This window comes from Shewanella sp. NKUCC06_TVS (assembly GCF_019345515.1).
GTDB classification, from domain to species: Bacteria; Pseudomonadota; Gammaproteobacteria; order Enterobacterales; family Shewanellaceae; genus Shewanella; species Shewanella oncorhynchi.
This window is the reverse complement of sequence record NZ_JAHKQX010000008.1, coordinates 108349-125466: the sequence shown is the minus strand read 5'-3', so window position 1 is coordinate 125466 and position 17118 is coordinate 108349. Positions and strand designations below refer to the sequence as shown.

Genomic DNA, 17118 nt, shown 5'->3' with positions numbered 1-17118 from the left:
AAATAAAACGGCTCGCATATTTCTATGCAAGCCGTTGTTTTATTTGGCAGGGGTGGCAGGACTCGAACCCGCAACCATCGGTTTTGGAGACCGCTGTTCTACCAATTGGAACTACACCCCTGTTGACGTGGGGCATTATGCTAAAAGCACTTCCAAAGGTAAAGTACTTTTTATGGCAAAACTCATTAACTGAAGGTTTTTCAAACAAGTTAGGCTATTGCTGTTGATTTAACTGCCACTGAGATTAAAAAGCCATCGCATATTAGCTTAATGACGTAGTAGATACTTAGTTTAGAGCCCATAGGTTAATAGTAACTCGACTAAATGATCCCACAACAAATCAGTTTGATGACGTCGAATAAGTGTACCGTTTCGGCCATTTTGAGGTGCTTAAGGGTTAAAGACGCGCATTTATCAAAAAAAGATCTGAGTTCGATTTATAAAATCGGCGTTTTATAGTATAAGCATCGTCAATTTCATACACTGCTCGACGGAACCACTCATGTCTGACAAATTTTTCTTCAAGGGTCGTAAAACCCCTAAGCCAAAGCACGAAAGCTATGGCTACAACACTAAACGTGCCGCTAAACCGGGGACAGAAGCATTACCATTACAATTAATTGTTGCCGACGAAGCGCGTAAACTCGAAGTTGCCGCGATTGTTGCCGAACACCAGCTGTTCGCCAATATCGAAGTCAATGCCGACGTCGCTGAAGATATTGTTGAATTAGAAGGTTTATTAAATAAGCCTAAGACCACGACTTTCGAGAAAAAACCGAATCGTAACGAGCCTTGCGTTTGTGGTAGCGGTCAAAAATTCAAGAAGTGCTGCGGCAAGTAAGCGCTTTCATCAGCGTGATATAGATAGGGACTTTTGCTGTAACGCTTTTGTGCGTCGGGAATAGCCCCTTTTCTCCCCTCTTTTTAGTTTCTCTCACCAAAGCCAATTAATCTTCCAACTTGGAGATAAAAATCCGCTGCAAATCGTTATTCCATAGCTGAATAATTTTGCGGGTCTTTTCTTTATTCCAAAAACATTTACCAAATAAAATCAAACCAGCACCTTCAAAGCAGCGTTTATCTTCTATTTCAAATTGCGCTAATAATGGTTGCTTTATCCCATCGATAGGAATGCCGATATCTTTGCTGTCGGCGGGGTTAAGCCAACTCATCGTCGGGTCAGTGTGGGATATCGTGCCCCAATACATGTGGGGTTTATTGTCGCTTGGGTCCGCATCGGCAAAATTGACAAACAGGTTCTTCGCCCGCCAACGGTATTTTCGCTCAGCGTCTGTGTATACCCAGAGATCCGATTTTGCTAAATCTGTACCGCGCAATAAACTGTGGAGTAACTTTTCGAGCCCTTGGCTAGGCACTCGTTTTTCAGTGTTATGTTCAGCGGTGTTAACTTGGTAGCCTATTTTCGACTCTTGTATTCGATCATCCACTGAGGATGCAATAGACACTTTAGATGACTCAGGCATAGAGGACAATTTAGGCGTTGGCTCAGTCTTGCTACTTAATACCTGTGCAGTCGAAACTTTGTTTGCAGGCGTATGGCGACGAGGTTTACGGCTAAAGTCGATCATTAAGGCATCGGCGTCCACCAGCTGTTGCTGCACTTCAATGGCATCTTGCTCCTCACGGGACTTTTGTGCCGAAGGTTTAAATTCAATGCAATCGGCTTGATGATATCGCGAGCCAAAACAAGCGGTTTTACCGTCTTTTGAGGCTTTACGGAAATATGCTTTACCACCGCAGGCGGGGCAAATTAACCATTGCCGCAAACGCTCGATATCCTCATCGGGTAATTGTTGAAACTTAAAAACACTATAAGTCGTTCTCGCAATTAAATGATCCTCTGTTTCGAGTTCACAAATAGCATCTAACATAGTGTTGTCCTTTATTTTCGACTGCTGGCAATACCGCTATCTATGCCCAAGCATTAATCCCAAAAGTGATAACACTTAACAGAAGCAAGATGCCAAGTACGCGGTAAATCAAACCTAAAGTACTGGTGCCTTGTGAGCTCGCATCCGAATGTAATGGCATGATTTTAACTTTTGCGGCATCTTGGGTTTTGTGTTTCATTCTGCATCCTTAAAATATTTCGCCAATGGCATTATCAAACTTGAAGGAATTAATAATGCGGCTTTTGCGGCACTCGATGCATGATAAAAGGGTGTCAGTTGAGTGATTAACGCGTTGAAGCATTTGAGTGCGGCCAAGGCATCGGCTGCGGCATAATGAATTTGCACACTGGATAAAGGCACGTGCTGCCAATTAGATAAGGTGACTTTTTTAGGTTTGTCGATACGTACACCCAAAAGCGCCGCAACTAACTGGCGCGTTCCCATTTCCTTCTCCGCTCCAAGTTGCGCCAGTGCCCAATTTAAATCTAATGTTGAAGCGACATTAATGCCCCATTGCCGCCTGAGTGCTTGTGCATCACTGCGTAAACCTACCCCGACTTTGAGTATGGTTTCATCTTCTAATAAGGCTTTTAACTGGGTGAATTGCTCACCCAAAATGGCATGCTGAAATAAATAACAGGTATTCGCTGTCGCAATTTGGATAAGACTCAAGGGGTGTTGCACGCCGCGCTCAAAGCTTGCACGGGTTTCAGTATCAAAACCTAAGACTTGCTCAGCCTGTAATAGTGCGACAACCGCATCGAACTCCGACGGCTCAACTACCTCGATGCGGACATGTTGAAATTCAAAAGCTGCTAACGCTGCAAATTCAATATCATCAATACGTGTAGTCAAAGCGATACGTTGCTGCAGCCACAAATACGCCCACTGACGCTGCGCTTGAAGTTGAGTTTTAGCTTTAATCGCATTTTCAGCCTCGGCCGATACCTGCTCACTTTTCAGCGGCTCGGTCAAGGCATTGAGGTTATCAAGATAAGCCGTGCCAGCAGTATCCATTGCCGCCATTAACCCATCGGCATCTTTGCCAAACTCTTTACGTAACCAAGCCAGCTTACTCGGGGAGACACAGTACTTCATTAACTTCATCGTGCTCATCCTTGATGGTTGATGCGCGCAGCTAGTTAACTACGCAATTTCTGTATTCCTGTCATCGCAATAAGTGCAACAGCGCCAGCAACAACACCAAATAAGCCATTAAGAATACTTGGCGTCAGCACAGCAAACACAGGTCCAACAACACCAATGGCAGCAACCGCTTGTTCAGCATGGTGGATTTGCTCGCCGACCAGTTGTAGGCCATGAGTTAAAATCCCACCGCCCACCATAAACATGGCTGCCGTGCCAATAATCGTTAAACTTTTCATTAATACGGGAGCTGCACTCAATAAACCAAAACCTAATTTACGGTTCATTTGAGTTAATACAGAGGCGCCTTCACGTTGACTCAAGTACAAACCCGCATCATCCATTTTCACAATTGCCGCCACTAAGCCATACACGCCTATGGTCATGACTATCCCTATGACAGCTAACGTAAAAAACTGTGTCGATAGGGATTTGTCCGCCACGATACCAAGGGTAATGGCAATAATTTCCGCCGATAACACAAAGTCGGTACGAATCGCCCCTTTGACTTTTTCGGCCTCGTAGGCGGCGAAATCTTTAATCTCAGGTAACTCATTCTCTACTTGGGTTTCGTGTTGTTGCTGGCCTTTTCTATGGCTATAACTGTGATGCAGTTTTTCAAACCCTTCGTAACATAAAAACAGTCCACCAAACATTAATAAAGGGGTGACAGCCCAGGGAATAAAAGCACTGATAAGCATTGCTGCTGGTACTAAAATCAACTTATTACGGAATGATCCCTTGGCCACCGCCCACACAACGGGTAATTCACGATCGGCGCTTACGCCCGTCACTTGCTGGGCATTGAGGGCTAAATCATCCCCCAGTACACCCGCGGTTTTCTTTGCCGCCACTTTACTCATTACCGCTACATCATCCAAAATCGATGCGATATCGTCAAGTAAGGTTAATAAACTCGCGCCTGCCATGCTAAATCCCTCTACAAATCATCTATAAACCATTCTGCTTTTGCCATAGTAGCTTAGTTAGATTAGTGGCGTATAGCGAAATGCTTTCCAACTTAACTGCTTAAGTTACTTACGTTATTGGGACTGCTTGCTAATGTGAAAATGCCAGCAATCTAGATCACACCCACGGTGGAATTGCGCCACATTATTTATCGGAAAAGAGTATACTAAGCCCAGAATTTTTTACTCATTTGCCGTTACAGGATGTCAACATGACTCAAGATGAAATGAAAAAAGCTGCCGGTTGGGCCGCACTTAAGTACGTTGAAAAAGACAGCATTGTTGGTGTTGGTACGGGTTCGACTGTGAATCACTTTATCGATGCACTGGCGACCATGAAAGCCGATATCGAAGGCGCAGTCTCTAGCTCTGAGGCATCAACTCAGAAAATGAAAGCGCTGGGTATTCCCGTTTATGACTTAAACAGTGTCGATCGTTTATCTGTCTATGTGGACGGAGCCGATGAAATCAACGACCGTATGGATATGATCAAAGGCGGCGGCGCGGCATTAACTCGCGAGAAAATTGTCGCGGCTGTGGCTGAGAAGTTTATCTGTATCGTGGATAACACTAAGCAAGTCGATATACTAGGCGAATTTCCACTACCCGTAGAAGTCATTCCGATGGCACGCTCTTATGTAGCGCGTCAACTCGTTAAACTTGGCGGCGATCCTGTGTACCGTGAAGGCGTTGTTACCGATAACGGCAACGTGATCCTCGATGTGTACAATCTTAAGATCCTTAATCCAAAAGAATTAGAAAGTCAGATCAATGAGATAGTCGGTGTAGTGACTAACGGTCTGTTTGCCAAACGCGGTGCGGATGTGTTACTCGTTGGCACCCCTGATGGCGTAAAAACCTTTACCGCCAAATAAGTTAAGCGTTTAAAGAATCCATCGCAGTCACAAGGCTGCTGATTGTAAAAATACGCTGTAAAAATGCCAGCCACTTTTTCAAAGGGCTGGCATTTTTTATGGTTCTTTTTATAGCTCTTTTTTATAGTTCAATGTTATCTGACTCAGCTGCCCATCGCAGACAGCTTATATCAAACGCTGGCTTACCAAGCTCTAGCAACTAGACCTTTTAAGTAGAATCCTTCTGGGAAGGCGCTACCGATAGGGTGATCGCTCGCTTGGCTTAAGCGTTCAATAAACTGGATTTCACGTTTCGCATCGAGCGCGGCATCGGCTACGATTTTTTGGAACAGATCCGCAGGCATTAATCCTGAGCAAGAGAAGGTCAATAACACGCCGCCCGGATTCAATAACTGCAATGCAATCATGTTGATGTCTTTATAACCACGGCAAGCCCCGTTTAACTGTGCCTTGTTATCGGCAAACTTAGGCGGGTCGAGCACAATCACATCAAAGGTTTTGCCTTCATCACGGTACTGGCGCAACAACTTGAACACATCGGCTTCGTTGTAATGCACATTGTCATCACTCAAACCGTTCACTTGCATATTGAGGCGCGCTGTCGCCAAGGCTAGAGAAGACACATCGACGTTTTCAATACTGGCAGCACCTGCTTTCGCAGCGTACAGACCAAAAGTCCCTGTGTAGCAAAAACAGTTCAATACCGATTTATCTTTGACAAAACGGGCGGCAATGGCGCGGTTATCACGTTGATCGAGATAGAAACCTGTCTTATGGCCTTTAATCACATCGACGGCGATCTTGATGCCGTTTTCTTCGATAATCACTGGCATTTCTGGCAGAGTGCCGTGCAGTAAACCCGTAACAGGCAGCAGGCCTTCTTTCTTACGGGAATCCACATCGGAACGCTCATAGATAGCACAATCTGGATATTGCTCAGCCAATAGCTCGACTAAGGTATCGCGCCATAAATCAGCACCTGTGCTCAGTAACTGGCACACCAACACATTGGCATATCTGTCGATGGTGATCCCAGGTAAACCATCGGACTCAGCAGCCACTAAACGGTAACCCGTTAAGCCTTGCTCGCGGATTAAATCGTTACGGCCGATTTGCGCCCGCTGTAAACGTCTAGCAAAAAACGCGCGATCAATTTCCTCTTCGCGATCGAAAGTCCAAATCCGCACTTGAATTTGCGACTCAGGCGACCAAGCACCACGACCTAACCAATGACCATCATGCGCGACCACATCGACTGTCTCACCCGCTTCAGGTTTTCCCTTAATGTTATGAATAGCATTGGAAAATACCCAAGGATGGCGACGCTCGAGTGACTTCTCGCGGCCGGGTTTAAGTTTGATTCTGATAGCCATAGTTGCCTTTAAAAATAGGGCCGCCACTAAAAAAGGGCTGCTGTCTAAAAATGGGAAACGGATGATATACCCAATGCCACCTAAGTGCGAGTACCGAACACGCCGCAGCGCTTATTTACCATCATCCACGGGTGGCCGATCATACCTTATTTTAACGGTTAATTCTGAATGATCTTCATGCGAAATGATGTTGGAATGGTTAATGAAACAACGCTAACAAAACCGTAAAGACAACTGACATGATTTGAAATAAGACGAATTAATCAGTGAACACGAGAACTTAGCTACGTAGCGCTAACTCAACAATGACGGGCGCATGGTCAGTACTGTAGGCGTCGCGTTCATATTCAGGTCTAACTAAGTGTCTATCGCAGGTCTGATAATCCACCACTTGCGCTAAACTGCGGCCATGGCTCGCATCAAACTCACTCGAAAGCAAAATATAATCCAGCACTGAACCTTTAGGGCCATAGTAATGGGTCGCCGCTCTGTGTTCCCTATGGTAAGCGGTATTGCCAGTCAAACTGTCCCTCAAGTTCGCTTCAATAAATAACTCATAGGCATCCTTAAGTTGATACTGAGCAAACACCGCCGCTAACGCCGCATCCGATAAATGCCCAAGGCCCGCGGCTTTAATGTCATTACTGTGGATACTCTCGCCCTGTATCATTAACGCATCTAAGGCGCCCATCGACAGACTGTCATTAAAGTCCCCCATCACGATAACGGGATGTTTAGATTCTTGCCTGCGTACCAATATGCCATTGAATAATAATGCTGCTTCTGCGCCGCGCTGCATGGTAGATGCCCAGCGGCCTAAGGCTTGCTCTGTGAGTAATTGGGTTTCTGAATGCAGTTTCATGCTCGCTGCGGGCGCTAAATTATCTAAACTAAGTGGCTGATGTCCGAGAGGTTGATGTTCAAATAGCTTAGGTTCAAGTGCTAATCCGGCGCGTTTTGACTTAAAGTGCACCACATAATAGTCACACTTGCCGATGTGTGGCACTTCAACGGTTGCGCGCAGCACCTTACGGCTAAAGGCAAATTCACTCGATAATCCCATGGCTGCCACTAAACGCGCATCAGGTTCGACACTGCTGATTTCCACTATGGGATACCGGGAGGCAAGCGCGACCACAGGGCTACGATAAATGTAATCACTGATAAGAGTTGGCTCATCAACGATCGCAAAATACCCTAGACCTTGCCCACTGGCGATTCGTTTGAGCGGTTCAGGGCTAAACACTTCTTGAAATCCCACAATATCGGGCTGGCGATGTGCGAGAAACTTACTCAACCACTGACACTTTTTCTGCCATTGCCCATGGCTATAGATATTTTCAAAATCATAGTAAGCCAAAGGCGGCTCAATAAAGTTAAACAGATTGATACTGGCGATCTTGATATTCGCGGTGCACTTATGATCGATAGGTGCAGCTATTGATTCCAACTCATCGATATTGTGTGCCACAGCTTAATCCCCCAAATCTGAATACAGCAAACTATCTTAATCTGAGTGAGCACAATGACTCACCGCAGGCACGACAAGGGTATACCCGAAGTGCACTAATGCCAAATCCCCCATTATGGATAAAGTGTTAACTCATCTCTGGCGACTCAAATACAGCTTACTGAGATAAGTCATACCGTTAAAAACCACAATTCAATATCAGAGTTAAATCCGACAACAAAAATCAACCGCTACCAGCCAAAAAACAAACAATCAAACAACAATGATTAGCACGCAAAACCACCAACACTCCCAACAAAATCACGCAAGCCCAAGAATAATCATAAAATTGACTTTTCCTTAAAGTATAAATTCAAACAAAAACATATGTAATAACATGTGCGGTTGACTTTACATTTCAGTCCCTTAGAATGTGGCGACTTTAATCATTGCGGAGACCCACTGTGGGCACACACATAAGCGACAGTAGATGCCCTGTCCAAAAGACAGGATTTAACGCCTAGCACTAGCCCGCAATATTTGCTGCTACCTGCTAAGCAGGGTAGTAGTGTGAACCATTCTTCACTCCGCCTCCCCCAAAATATCAATCACAGACAATAAGCCTGAGCCTATGGCTGCGCTTTAGCAATTCCAGCATTTTGCTGGGGTTCAGTTATGTGTATTTATTGCATCTCAAAGCAAGTTTTTTGCCTCAGTGGACTTCGTTTTCCCTATGGATTTACATCTATGGGTTTACATCTGAGGAACCTAAATATGGCTTACATAAACAACACATCAATTTTGCGATCTTTATCCTGCGCAAGTATCAGCTTGTACTACAGCATGAGTGCAGCGGCATCCCATCTCGAAGTGGATGATCCCGCCCTCGCGGATCGCTGTGAATTAGAAATGGGCTGGCAACAACCTAGGTCGGATCATGCTCGCCCACAATTAAACGCGGCCACGACTTGCAGCCGCAATCAATGGGAATGGCATTTAGGATTAGCGTCCAATGCCAATGACGATATTCGTGAGGAGCAAGCTGAAGTCGGCATTAAGCTACCGCTCAACGTAAACTCCCACTCAGATCCAGAGCAGCAACAGGATGATTGGCACAGCGCACTGGTAATCAACTTGCAGAAAAACCTCGATGCCAGTAACGAATTAGCCACCGAAGTCTTCGGCATTTTTGGCAAAACCTTAGGCGATTCTGATGTCAGTCTCTATGCCAATTTAGGTTTTACCCATGAGTTTAATCAATCAACCCAATTGCTTGTGGGTATCGCGGCGGCGTATGAACTCAGTAGTCACCATCGCGTGATAGCTGAGATTTATCAAAAAGAATTGAGCGAGACTACCTATCAGTTCGCTTATCAACACACACCGCAACAACAGCTACAGCTGGAATTGAGCTTAGGCAATGCCCTTCGTGGCAACGCGCTGCAACTTGGCGCAGACATCACCTTTTACTTTGGTCACTAGATCGTTGAGAGAATGAACTATGAACATGAATAACAGCACAAACAACACTAAAAAAATCATCCATAACCTGCAAATGATTATCGAGCAACGCAGTGCCAGCGCCATGGCTGAATTAGCCGAAAAACGCCACCCTGCCGATATTGCAGCCGTATTTAACGTCTTTAATCAAGCTCAACAAGTCCTATTATTGCAACTGGCCTCACCTAAGGTTTGCGCCAATTTGTTTCGCTATCTGACCGATGAATTGCAGGCGAGCTTAGTACAGCAATTAGATAAAACCACGCTATCTGCGCTACTGGTTCACATGGCTGCAGATGAACGTGCCGACCTCTATAATCTGCTCGATGAAACCCAGCAAGCGGCGATTTTACCTGCGCTCGCATTGGCCAAACGGGAAGATATGCGCACCCTCGCCGCCTATGATAAAGCTAAAGTCGGCGCAGTCATGACCTCGGATTACACATTACTGAATAGCCGCCATACTGCGGCAGAAGCCATCGATACTCTGCGTACTGAAGCGGCTGATAAAGAAACAATTTATCAAACCTATGTGGTGGATATGTTAGGCCGCTTAATAGGAACTGTATCATTAAGGCAGTTATTGCTGGCGCAGCCGCACGAGCGAGTGGTCGACTTTATGAAACCCGATCCCGTCGCGCTCGATGCCAATGCCTTTCGCGAAGAAGCGGTTCAGATGATCGCCCATTACGACTTAATGGCGCTGCCAGTAGTCAATGGCAAAGGCCAGCTCGTCGGTATCGTCACCTATGATGATGCTATGGATATCGCCAGCTCACAGGCGGATCTTGAGTTCACAAAAACCGCGGCCATCGGCAATATTGACCATAACCTCAAGACTGCCAGCATAGGCTTACTTTACCGTAAGCGCGTGGTTTGGCTGGTAATCTTGGTTTTTGGTAATATTTTCTCGGGAGCGGGGATCGCCTTCTTCGAAGACACCATTGCCAGTTATGTCTCTTTAGTCTTCTTCCTACCTCTGCTGATCGATAGCGGCGGCAATGCGGGCTCACAATCGGCGACCTTAATGGTACGTGGCTTAGCCACAGGGGAAGTGGTTCTCAAGGATTGGTTATCTATGCTAGGGCGCGAGTTATTTGTCGCCGGATTATTAGGAGCCAGCATGGCGGCGGCAGTGTCCTTGCTCGGATTTTGGCGCGGCGGACCTGAAATCGCGCTGGTTGTGGCACTCACAATGCAAATTGTGGTGATTATTGGCAGCTTGATTGGTATGTCTCTGCCTTTCTTACTGAGCAAGTTAAAGATGGACCCTGCAGCCGCTAGTGCGCCACTCATCACCTCCATCGCCGATATCATAGGTGTACTCGTGTATTTCAGCATAGCCACAGTGGTGCTCGACTTACCTATGCCATAGGCCTAAGACCTAAGACCTAAGACCTCAAAGTGAACCAAGCTAAGTTAACCTTAGCGTGGTTCACTTATCATTCGATAGTACTAACCCATTTATGACAAGGCATAAAAGCTTCAATAACCTTAAAAAAATTAAGAATAAAGCTTAAAGATCAGTTAATATTTCCATACCTGAATCCTTTTACTTTTTATTAACATTGCAGTATTTACCGCTGAGCCCAGTCACAGTAAGTCGATAAGCAATAGTGATAGTCCTAGCGACTTGAGAGGTTTTATATGTGGTTTAATTCCCAGCTCAAAGCTGAAAACCAGGCGCTTAAAGAGCGACTCATCCAACTAGAACGCCAACACCAAAATGAAATAGATGAACTGCGTGGCATGATCCGTGAAAATGAGACCATGCAGCAACAGTCGCGCCAAAATGCAGACCACTACACTGAAGTGATCGCCTGCCAAAACCTAGGCGGAGATATGCTTAATGCCGTGCGCGAAGGCTTAGCCAGCAGTGCCGAATTGCTCTCTGCGGAAAAAGAATCACTGTCTGAACTCAATCACGTTTTTGATCAAACCCGTGTGGCCATTGCTAATTTAGGCACTAGAGCGACTTATATTAATGATCAAGCATCGAACAGCATGAAAGCTGTCACAGAACTCGATGCTACGACCTCTTCAATCAATCAATTTGTCGCGGCTATTCAAGGAATTTCAGAACAAACAAACTTGCTGGCATTGAACGCCGCCATTGAAGCCGCCCGTGCAGGCGAAGCAGGACGGGGGTTTGCCGTGGTGGCCGATGAAGTGCGCCAACTTGCAAGCAAAGCCCATGAAGCCAGTAGCCATATTGAAAAGCTCGTGAAACAAATCGTCGCGCAAGCGGCTGAGATTAAAGAAATTGTTCATAATAATCAAAGTAGTGCCGTCGATGTAGCCACCTCATCAACCCAAATTGGCCAAGTCGTTGAAGATGTCCTGCAACGCTCAAAACAAATGCAGCACGTTATCCATAACGCAGCCACAGCGTCATTCTTGAATACCACTAAGCTCGACCACGCAGTCTGGAAAAGTAGCGTTTATCAATTAATTGAAAAACCACAGCATAACCACAATGTGAACTCACACACTGAGTGCCGCCTAGGGCAATGGTATTTCAAAGGATTTGGTGCCGAGAATTATCAGCATTTAAGTAATTTCAAAGCATTAGATGCACCACATAAAGCGGTACACGAGGCAGGAAAAGCGGCGCTCAATGCGAGACAAAAAGGTAATTTGCCTGAGATGGTCAAACAACTGCACTCAATGGAAGACGCCAGTATGCGTGTTGTGCATTGCATTGATAACCTTATGCGAGATGTATATCGAGCGTGATATATAGGCACAGAAAGATAAGCTATCACCCATAAATAAGCCTACCTAAGAGCGCCATACAAGCGCTCTTTTTTTATCGTTCAAAACGGTATAGTAAATTTAATCTTAGAAAATGAACCCCTAGCTATACTTGATTTAAGCACAGCCTTCATCTTTAATCGTTTCAAGAGCAAGCAGTGAGACTCAATTATAACATTCTAATTTTTAGGGTTATTAATGAAATTAGTCACAAGTTTATTGCTATCACTCACCCTTAGCAGCGCATTTTCTCTTCGCGCGCAGCCGCTCAACATCTATACCGAAGAATGGTCACCAATCAGCTTTTCTGTCGATGGCAAACCCGATGGTTTAGCTGTACAGGTAGTACAAGAAATTCAAAAGCGCATAAACAACCCAGATCCAATCAAGGTCGTACCTTGGGCTCGCGGCTGGAAAATGCTGACCGAGCAACCTAATACTGTGTTGTTTACTATGACGCGCACAGCAGAAAGGGAGCAAATGTTTACTATGATTGGGCCTGTTGCTGTCGGCACGACTAATTTTTATGCCTTAAAAAATAGCGGTATAAAAATAACCACTATAGAGGATGCAAAGACAGCTAAGGCAATTGGTGTCTATCGTGCCTCGGTGGAAGAACGCCTATTGCTCGAACTGGGATTTACGAATGTTGCGGCCTCATCCGAGCCCTTATTGAGTGCCAAACAATTGATGAAGCAACGTGTCGATCTTTGGTGTAATGCCAATCTCACCGCGCCGAGTATTCTGTCAGATGCGGGCGCGAGCATTGATGATGTAGAGTCGCTTTTCACGATTAGTGCTAATCATCTTTACATTGCCTTCTCACAAGGCACGCCCAATGATGTGATCGAACAGTGGAAAAACAGCCTAGAAGCGATAAAAGCAGATGGCACCTTCGCAACGATTTACCATACTTGGCTCCCCAACGATACGCCGCCAATGCAGACCGAACGTATCGGGTTTAGCAACTAAACCCATTGCTCTAAATTCTACGTGCTAAGTGCTGAATGCTGAGAGCTAAACTCTATTGCTCTTTTAAAAGCGCTTAAAAAGGACACTCACAAACCCAGTCGATACGCTCACCCGTGATAGGATGATTAAACGCTAAGCGGGTCGCATGCAGCATTAATCTGCTGCTCGTCGTATTAGTGATATCAGCTTCATCTGCATCAGCCTTATCAGTCACGCACTTACCCACGCCGCCGTAGAGATCGCACCCCAGTATTGAGTGACCCAATTGCTGACTGTGGATCCGCAGTTGATGAGTGCGACCAGAAACAGGGGTAAATTCGACCCGCGTGGCGAAAGGTTCGGTTAATCGTTCCAGCACCTGATATTCACTGATCGCAACTTTGCCTGTGCTATGGCAAATCTTTTGTAGTGGAAAATGGTCACTATCTTTAGCGATCGGCAGATTAATCACTCCGCTGTCAGCGGCTAAATGCCCGTGGAGCAAGGCGGTATAACGCTTTTCAACCGTGCGCGCCTGAAACTGCTTTGTCAGCAAACCATTCACGCTTTTATTCAGCGCCACCAGCATGATGCCCGAAGTGCCAAAATCGAGTCTGTGCAACAAAGTGGCCGTCGGGAAATCCTGCACTAAACGATAATGCACTGAGTCGAGATTCAGCGGATTCTTCCCCGACAGACTCAATAATCCGCTCGGCTTATCAATCAATAGAATATCGTTATCTTGATAGAGCACACGTATTTGCCCGAGGCAAGGCGGCGCAATAAAAGTATCAGCTTTGGCAAGGCTATTGGCTGGCGCAGGCATAGTTTTCTCAGGCAATCTAAGTAGAAGATAAAATGAACGAAGCGCTCAAAATGGACGAAATAATAAGGCCGCATAACCTAAGTTATGCGGCCCTCTAATTAACGGCATTAACGCTGTGGCTTATTTAGCCAGTACGCGCAGATGCAGTTCTTGTACTGACGTCACGTTAGTACGATCATCGGCGGCATGGGCCATACAAGTGGCGAATGCAGCATTCATGGTCGTCGTGTAGTTAACTTTGTAACGCAGTGCACCGCGGCGCAATTGACGAGAATCTTCAATCGCTTGGCGACCTTCGGTAGTGTTCACGATATAAGTGTATTCACCATTCTTGATGCGATCGAGAATGTGTGGACGCCCTTCGTGCACCTTGTTCACTAAACGTGGGTTGATACCCGCTTCGCCTAGGATAACCGCAGTACCATGAGTCGCATCGATTTGATAACCGAGCTCAATTAACTTAGCCGCTAAATCGGCAACGCGTTTCTTATCGCTGTTACGCACAGACAATAATGCACGGCCCGACTTAGGCACCTCAGAAGTGGCCCCTAACTGCGCCTTAGCATAGGCTTCGGCGAACGTATCGCCCACGCCCATGACTTCACCGGTAGAGCGCATTTCTGGGCCTAACAGTGGGTCAACACCTGGGAACTTATTAAAGGGCAACACCACTTCTTTCACTGAGTAGAAAGGTGGGATCACTTCTTTAGTGAAGTTTTGCGACGTTAAGCTTTGACCTGCCATCACACGCGCGGCAATCTTAGCTAAAGGCACACCGGTCGCTTTGGACACGAATGGCACAGTACGGGCAGCACGTGGGTTAACTTCAATCATATAGATTTCGTTATCTTTCACGGCGAACTGTACGTTCATCAGACCGACAACACCGAGTTCCATCGCCAACTTGCCGACTTGAACGCGCATGCGATCTTGGATTTCTTGGCTTAGCGTGTAGGGAGGCAGCGAACAACCTGAGTCACCTGAGTGAACACCCGCTTGTTCGATATGCTCCATAATCGCGCCAATCACCACGATTTCGCCGTCACATACTGCATCGATATCCACTTCAATCGCATCATCTAAGAAGCGATCGAGCAGTACTGGCGATGCATTCGATACGCTCACGGCTTCGTTGAAGTAACGCAGCAAATCTTGCTTGTCGTAGACGATTTCCATCGCGCGGCCGCCCAGTACGTAGGATGGACGCACAACTAACGGATAACCGATACGCTCAGCGGCAATCACAGCACCTTCAACCGTAGTCACGGTATCGTTTTCAGGCTGCTTCATCTCTAAGCGTTGAATCGCTTGCTGGAAACGCTCACGGTCTTCGGCGCGGTCGATGGCATCTGGGCTAGTACCAATCACAGGTACGCCAGCGGCTTCTAAGGCACGGGCCAATTTCAATGGCGTTTGACCACCGTACTGCACGATAACGCCCTTTGGCTTCTCGATACGGACGATTTCTAATACATCTTCCAGTGTGACGGGTTCGAAGTACAGACGGTCTGAAGTGTCGTAGTCGGTTGAAACGGTTTCAGGGTTACAGTTCACCATGATGGTTTCATAACCGTCTTCACGTAGCGCTAACGCCGCGTGCACACAGCAATAATCGAACTCAATACCTTGACCGATACGGTTTGGCCCGCCACCTAACACCATGATTTTGTCACGGGTCGATGGGTTAGCTTCACATTCTTCTTCATACGTTGAGTACATGTAAGCCGTGTCTGTTGCAAACTCAGCCGCACAGGTGTCTACACGCTTATAGACTGGGTGCAGGTCGAACTTATCACGCAGCTTACGTACTTCGGCTTCGTTCACGCCTAATACATCGGCCAGACGCGCATCGGCAAAACCTTTACGTTTCAGTTTCCGCAGTAAGTCGATATCCAGACCCGCCAGACCCGCTTCAGCAACAACACCTTCGAGCTGAATCAGCTCTTCGATTTGCACGAGGAACCAAGGGTCGATATTGGTCAGTTTAAAGATTTCATCTAAGCTCAGCCCCGCACGCATCGCATCGGCTATGTACCAAATACGGTCGCAACCAGGCTCTTTCAGCTCGTGGCGAATACGCGACATCGCCTCAGGTTTAGACATGTCTGTGACAGGATCGAGACCGTTACGGCTAACTTCTAAACCACGTAAGGCTTTTTGCAGTGACTCTTGGAAAGTACGGCCAATCGCCATCACTTCACCCACAGATTTCATCTGTGTGGTTAAGCGATCATTGGCGCCGGCAAACTTTTCAAAGTTAAAGCGTGGCACTTTAGTCACAACGTAATCGATAGCAGGCTCGAATGATGCTGGCGTGCGACCACCAGTGATGTCGTTCATCAGCTCATCAAGGGTGAAACCAACCGCTAACTTAGCGGCGATTTTTGCAATCGGGAAACCCGTTGCCTTTGATGCCAATGCTGAAGAGCGCGATACCCGAGGGTTCATCTCGATGATAACCATACGGCCATCTTTCGGGTTAATACCAAACTGTACGTTCGAACCGCCTGTCTCAACACCAATCTCACGCAGTACGGCCATAGAGGCGTTACGCATGATTTGGTATTCTTTGTCAGTCAAGGTTTGCGCTGGTGCAACTGTAATAGAGTCGCCCGTGTGCACACCCATAGGATCGAAGTTTTCGATAGCGCAGACGATAATGCAGTTATCGTTGCGATCGCGGACCACTTCCATCTCGTATTCTTTCCAACCGATCAGTGATTCGTCGATCAGCAGTTCACTCGTTGGCGATAACTCTAAGCCCTGTGAACAGATCTCTTCGAACTCTTCCCTGTTGTAAGCGATACCGCCGCCTGAGCCACCCATAGTAAAGGATGGGCGGATAATGCAAGGGAAACCCACTTGATCAAGTACGCCATAAGCTTCGTCCATATTGTGGGCAATGCCCGCGCGTGGACAATCAAGACCAATACTTTTCATCGCTTTATCAAAGCGGCTACGGTCTTCAGCTTTATCGATAGCATCGGCAGTCGCGCCAATCATCTCGACGTTAAATTCTTTCAGTACGCCTTTGGCTTCAAGTTCTAATGCGCAGTTCAGTGCGGTTTGGCCGCCCATGGTTGGCAGAATCGCATCAGGGCGTTCTTTAGCAATAATGTTACGGACCACTTCCCAGTGAATCGGCTCGATATAAGTGGCATCGGCCATTTCTGGATCAGTCATAATGGTGGCAGGGTTAGAGTTCACCAGAATGACACGGTAGCCTTCTTCACGCAGCGCTTTACACGCTTGTGCGCCAGAATAGTCAAATTCACATGCCTGACCAATCACGATTGGGCCGGCGCCTAGGATAAGAATACTCTTTATATCTGTACGTTTTGGCATTGCTTCTCTCTTCTCCT

Annotated in this window: 14 protein-coding genes and 1 tRNA gene; 6 read left to right on the top strand and 9 right to left on the bottom strand. The window is 46.6% G+C overall.

Going from position 1 to position 17118, the window contains the following annotated elements:
- Positions 1-44: 44 nt before the first annotated feature.
- Positions 45-121, bottom strand: a tRNA-Trp gene (locus KO531_RS10860).
- Positions 122-502: 381 nt separating this feature from the next.
- Between KO531_RS10860 and KO531_RS10855 the strand changes: the two genes are divergently transcribed.
- The gene (locus KO531_RS10855) at positions 503-841 is read left to right on the top strand and encodes a PBPRA1643 family SWIM/SEC-C metal-binding motif protein (RefSeq protein WP_028761503.1); all 339 of its coding nucleotides are present in this window, start codon (positions 503-505) and stop codon (positions 839-841) included.
- A gap of 106 nt (positions 842-947) precedes the next feature.
- Here the strand turns inward: KO531_RS10855 and KO531_RS10850 are convergent, their stop codons facing one another.
- The 4 genes from KO531_RS10850 to KO531_RS10835 are packed head-to-tail and all read right to left on the bottom strand — an operon-like array spanning position 948 to position 3988.
- Positions 948-1892, bottom strand: coding sequence for a hypothetical protein (locus tag KO531_RS10850; RefSeq protein WP_219251176.1), 945 nt, complete (start codon positions 1890-1892; stop codon positions 948-950).
- 40 nt (positions 1893-1932) lie between these two features.
- Positions 1933-2091 carry a hypothetical protein gene (locus KO531_RS10845; protein ID WP_219251175.1) on the bottom strand — a complete coding sequence of 53 codons (159 nt, stop codon included), beginning with the start codon at positions 2089-2091 and terminating at the stop codon, positions 1933-1935.
- Positions 2088-3020 carry a 3'-5' exonuclease gene (locus tag KO531_RS10840; RefSeq protein ID WP_219251174.1) on the bottom strand — a complete coding sequence of 311 codons (933 nt, stop codon included), beginning with the start codon at positions 3018-3020 and terminating at the stop codon, positions 2088-2090. The genes KO531_RS10845 and KO531_RS10840 overlap by 4 nt, the downstream gene beginning before the upstream one ends.
- Positions 3021-3055: 35 nt before the next feature.
- Positions 3056-3988: a DUF808 domain-containing protein gene (locus KO531_RS10835; protein ID WP_219251173.1), complete on the bottom strand. Its 933-nt coding sequence runs from the start codon at positions 3986-3988 to the stop codon at positions 3056-3058.
- 251 nt (positions 3989-4239) lie between these two features.
- Here KO531_RS10835 and rpiA point away from each other — a divergent pair, with 251 nt between their 5' ends.
- Positions 4240-4902 carry a ribose-5-phosphate isomerase RpiA gene (gene rpiA / locus KO531_RS10830; RefSeq protein ID WP_028761507.1) on the top strand — a complete coding sequence of 221 codons (663 nt, stop codon included), beginning with the start codon at positions 4240-4242 and terminating at the stop codon, positions 4900-4902.
- A 182-nt stretch (positions 4903-5084) separates the two neighbouring features.
- On the opposite strand, the gene KO531_RS10825 is transcribed toward rpiA, so the two are convergent.
- On the bottom strand, positions 5085-6275 hold the full coding sequence (locus tag KO531_RS10825; protein WP_011788387.1) for a class I SAM-dependent methyltransferase: 1191 nt from the start codon (positions 6273-6275) through the stop codon (positions 5085-5087).
- A gap of 280 nt (positions 6276-6555) precedes the next feature.
- Positions 6556-7746, bottom strand: coding sequence for an endonuclease/exonuclease/phosphatase family protein (locus KO531_RS10820; RefSeq protein WP_219251172.1), 1191 nt, complete (start codon positions 7744-7746; stop codon positions 6556-6558).
- Positions 7747-8499: 753 nt separating this feature from the next.
- Here KO531_RS10820 and KO531_RS10815 point away from each other — a divergent pair.
- The 4 genes from KO531_RS10815 (at position 8500) to KO531_RS10800 (ending at position 12951) form a co-directional block, all read left to right on the top strand.
- Entirely contained in the window at positions 8500-9207 is a 708-nt protein-coding gene (locus tag KO531_RS10815) for a hypothetical protein (RefSeq protein ID WP_219251171.1), read from the top strand.
- Between the two features lie 19 nt (positions 9208-9226).
- On the top strand, positions 9227-10600 hold the full coding sequence (mgtE, locus tag KO531_RS10810) for a magnesium transporter (RefSeq protein ID WP_105251666.1): 1374 nt from the start codon (positions 9227-9229) through the stop codon (positions 10598-10600).
- A 272-nt stretch (positions 10601-10872) separates the two neighbouring features.
- A complete protein-coding gene (locus KO531_RS10805; RefSeq protein WP_028761511.1) occupies positions 10873-11961 on the top strand; it encodes a methyl-accepting chemotaxis protein in 1089 nt (362 codons plus the stop codon).
- 216 nt (positions 11962-12177) lie between these two features.
- Positions 12178-12951: an ABC transporter substrate-binding protein gene (locus KO531_RS10800; RefSeq protein WP_219251170.1), complete on the top strand. Its 774-nt coding sequence runs from the start codon at positions 12178-12180 to the stop codon at positions 12949-12951.
- 73 nt (positions 12952-13024) lie between these two features.
- On the opposite strand, the gene KO531_RS10795 is transcribed toward KO531_RS10800, so the two are convergent.
- Positions 13025-13756 (bottom strand): RluA family pseudouridine synthase, encoded by a 732-nt coding sequence (locus KO531_RS10795; RefSeq protein ID WP_219251169.1) that lies wholly within the window; start codon positions 13754-13756, stop codon positions 13025-13027.
- A 120-nt stretch (positions 13757-13876) separates the two neighbouring features.
- A complete protein-coding gene (gene carB / locus KO531_RS10790; protein WP_219251168.1) occupies positions 13877-17101 on the bottom strand; it encodes a carbamoyl-phosphate synthase large subunit in 3225 nt (1074 codons plus the stop codon).
- Positions 17102-17118 lie beyond the last annotated feature (17 nt).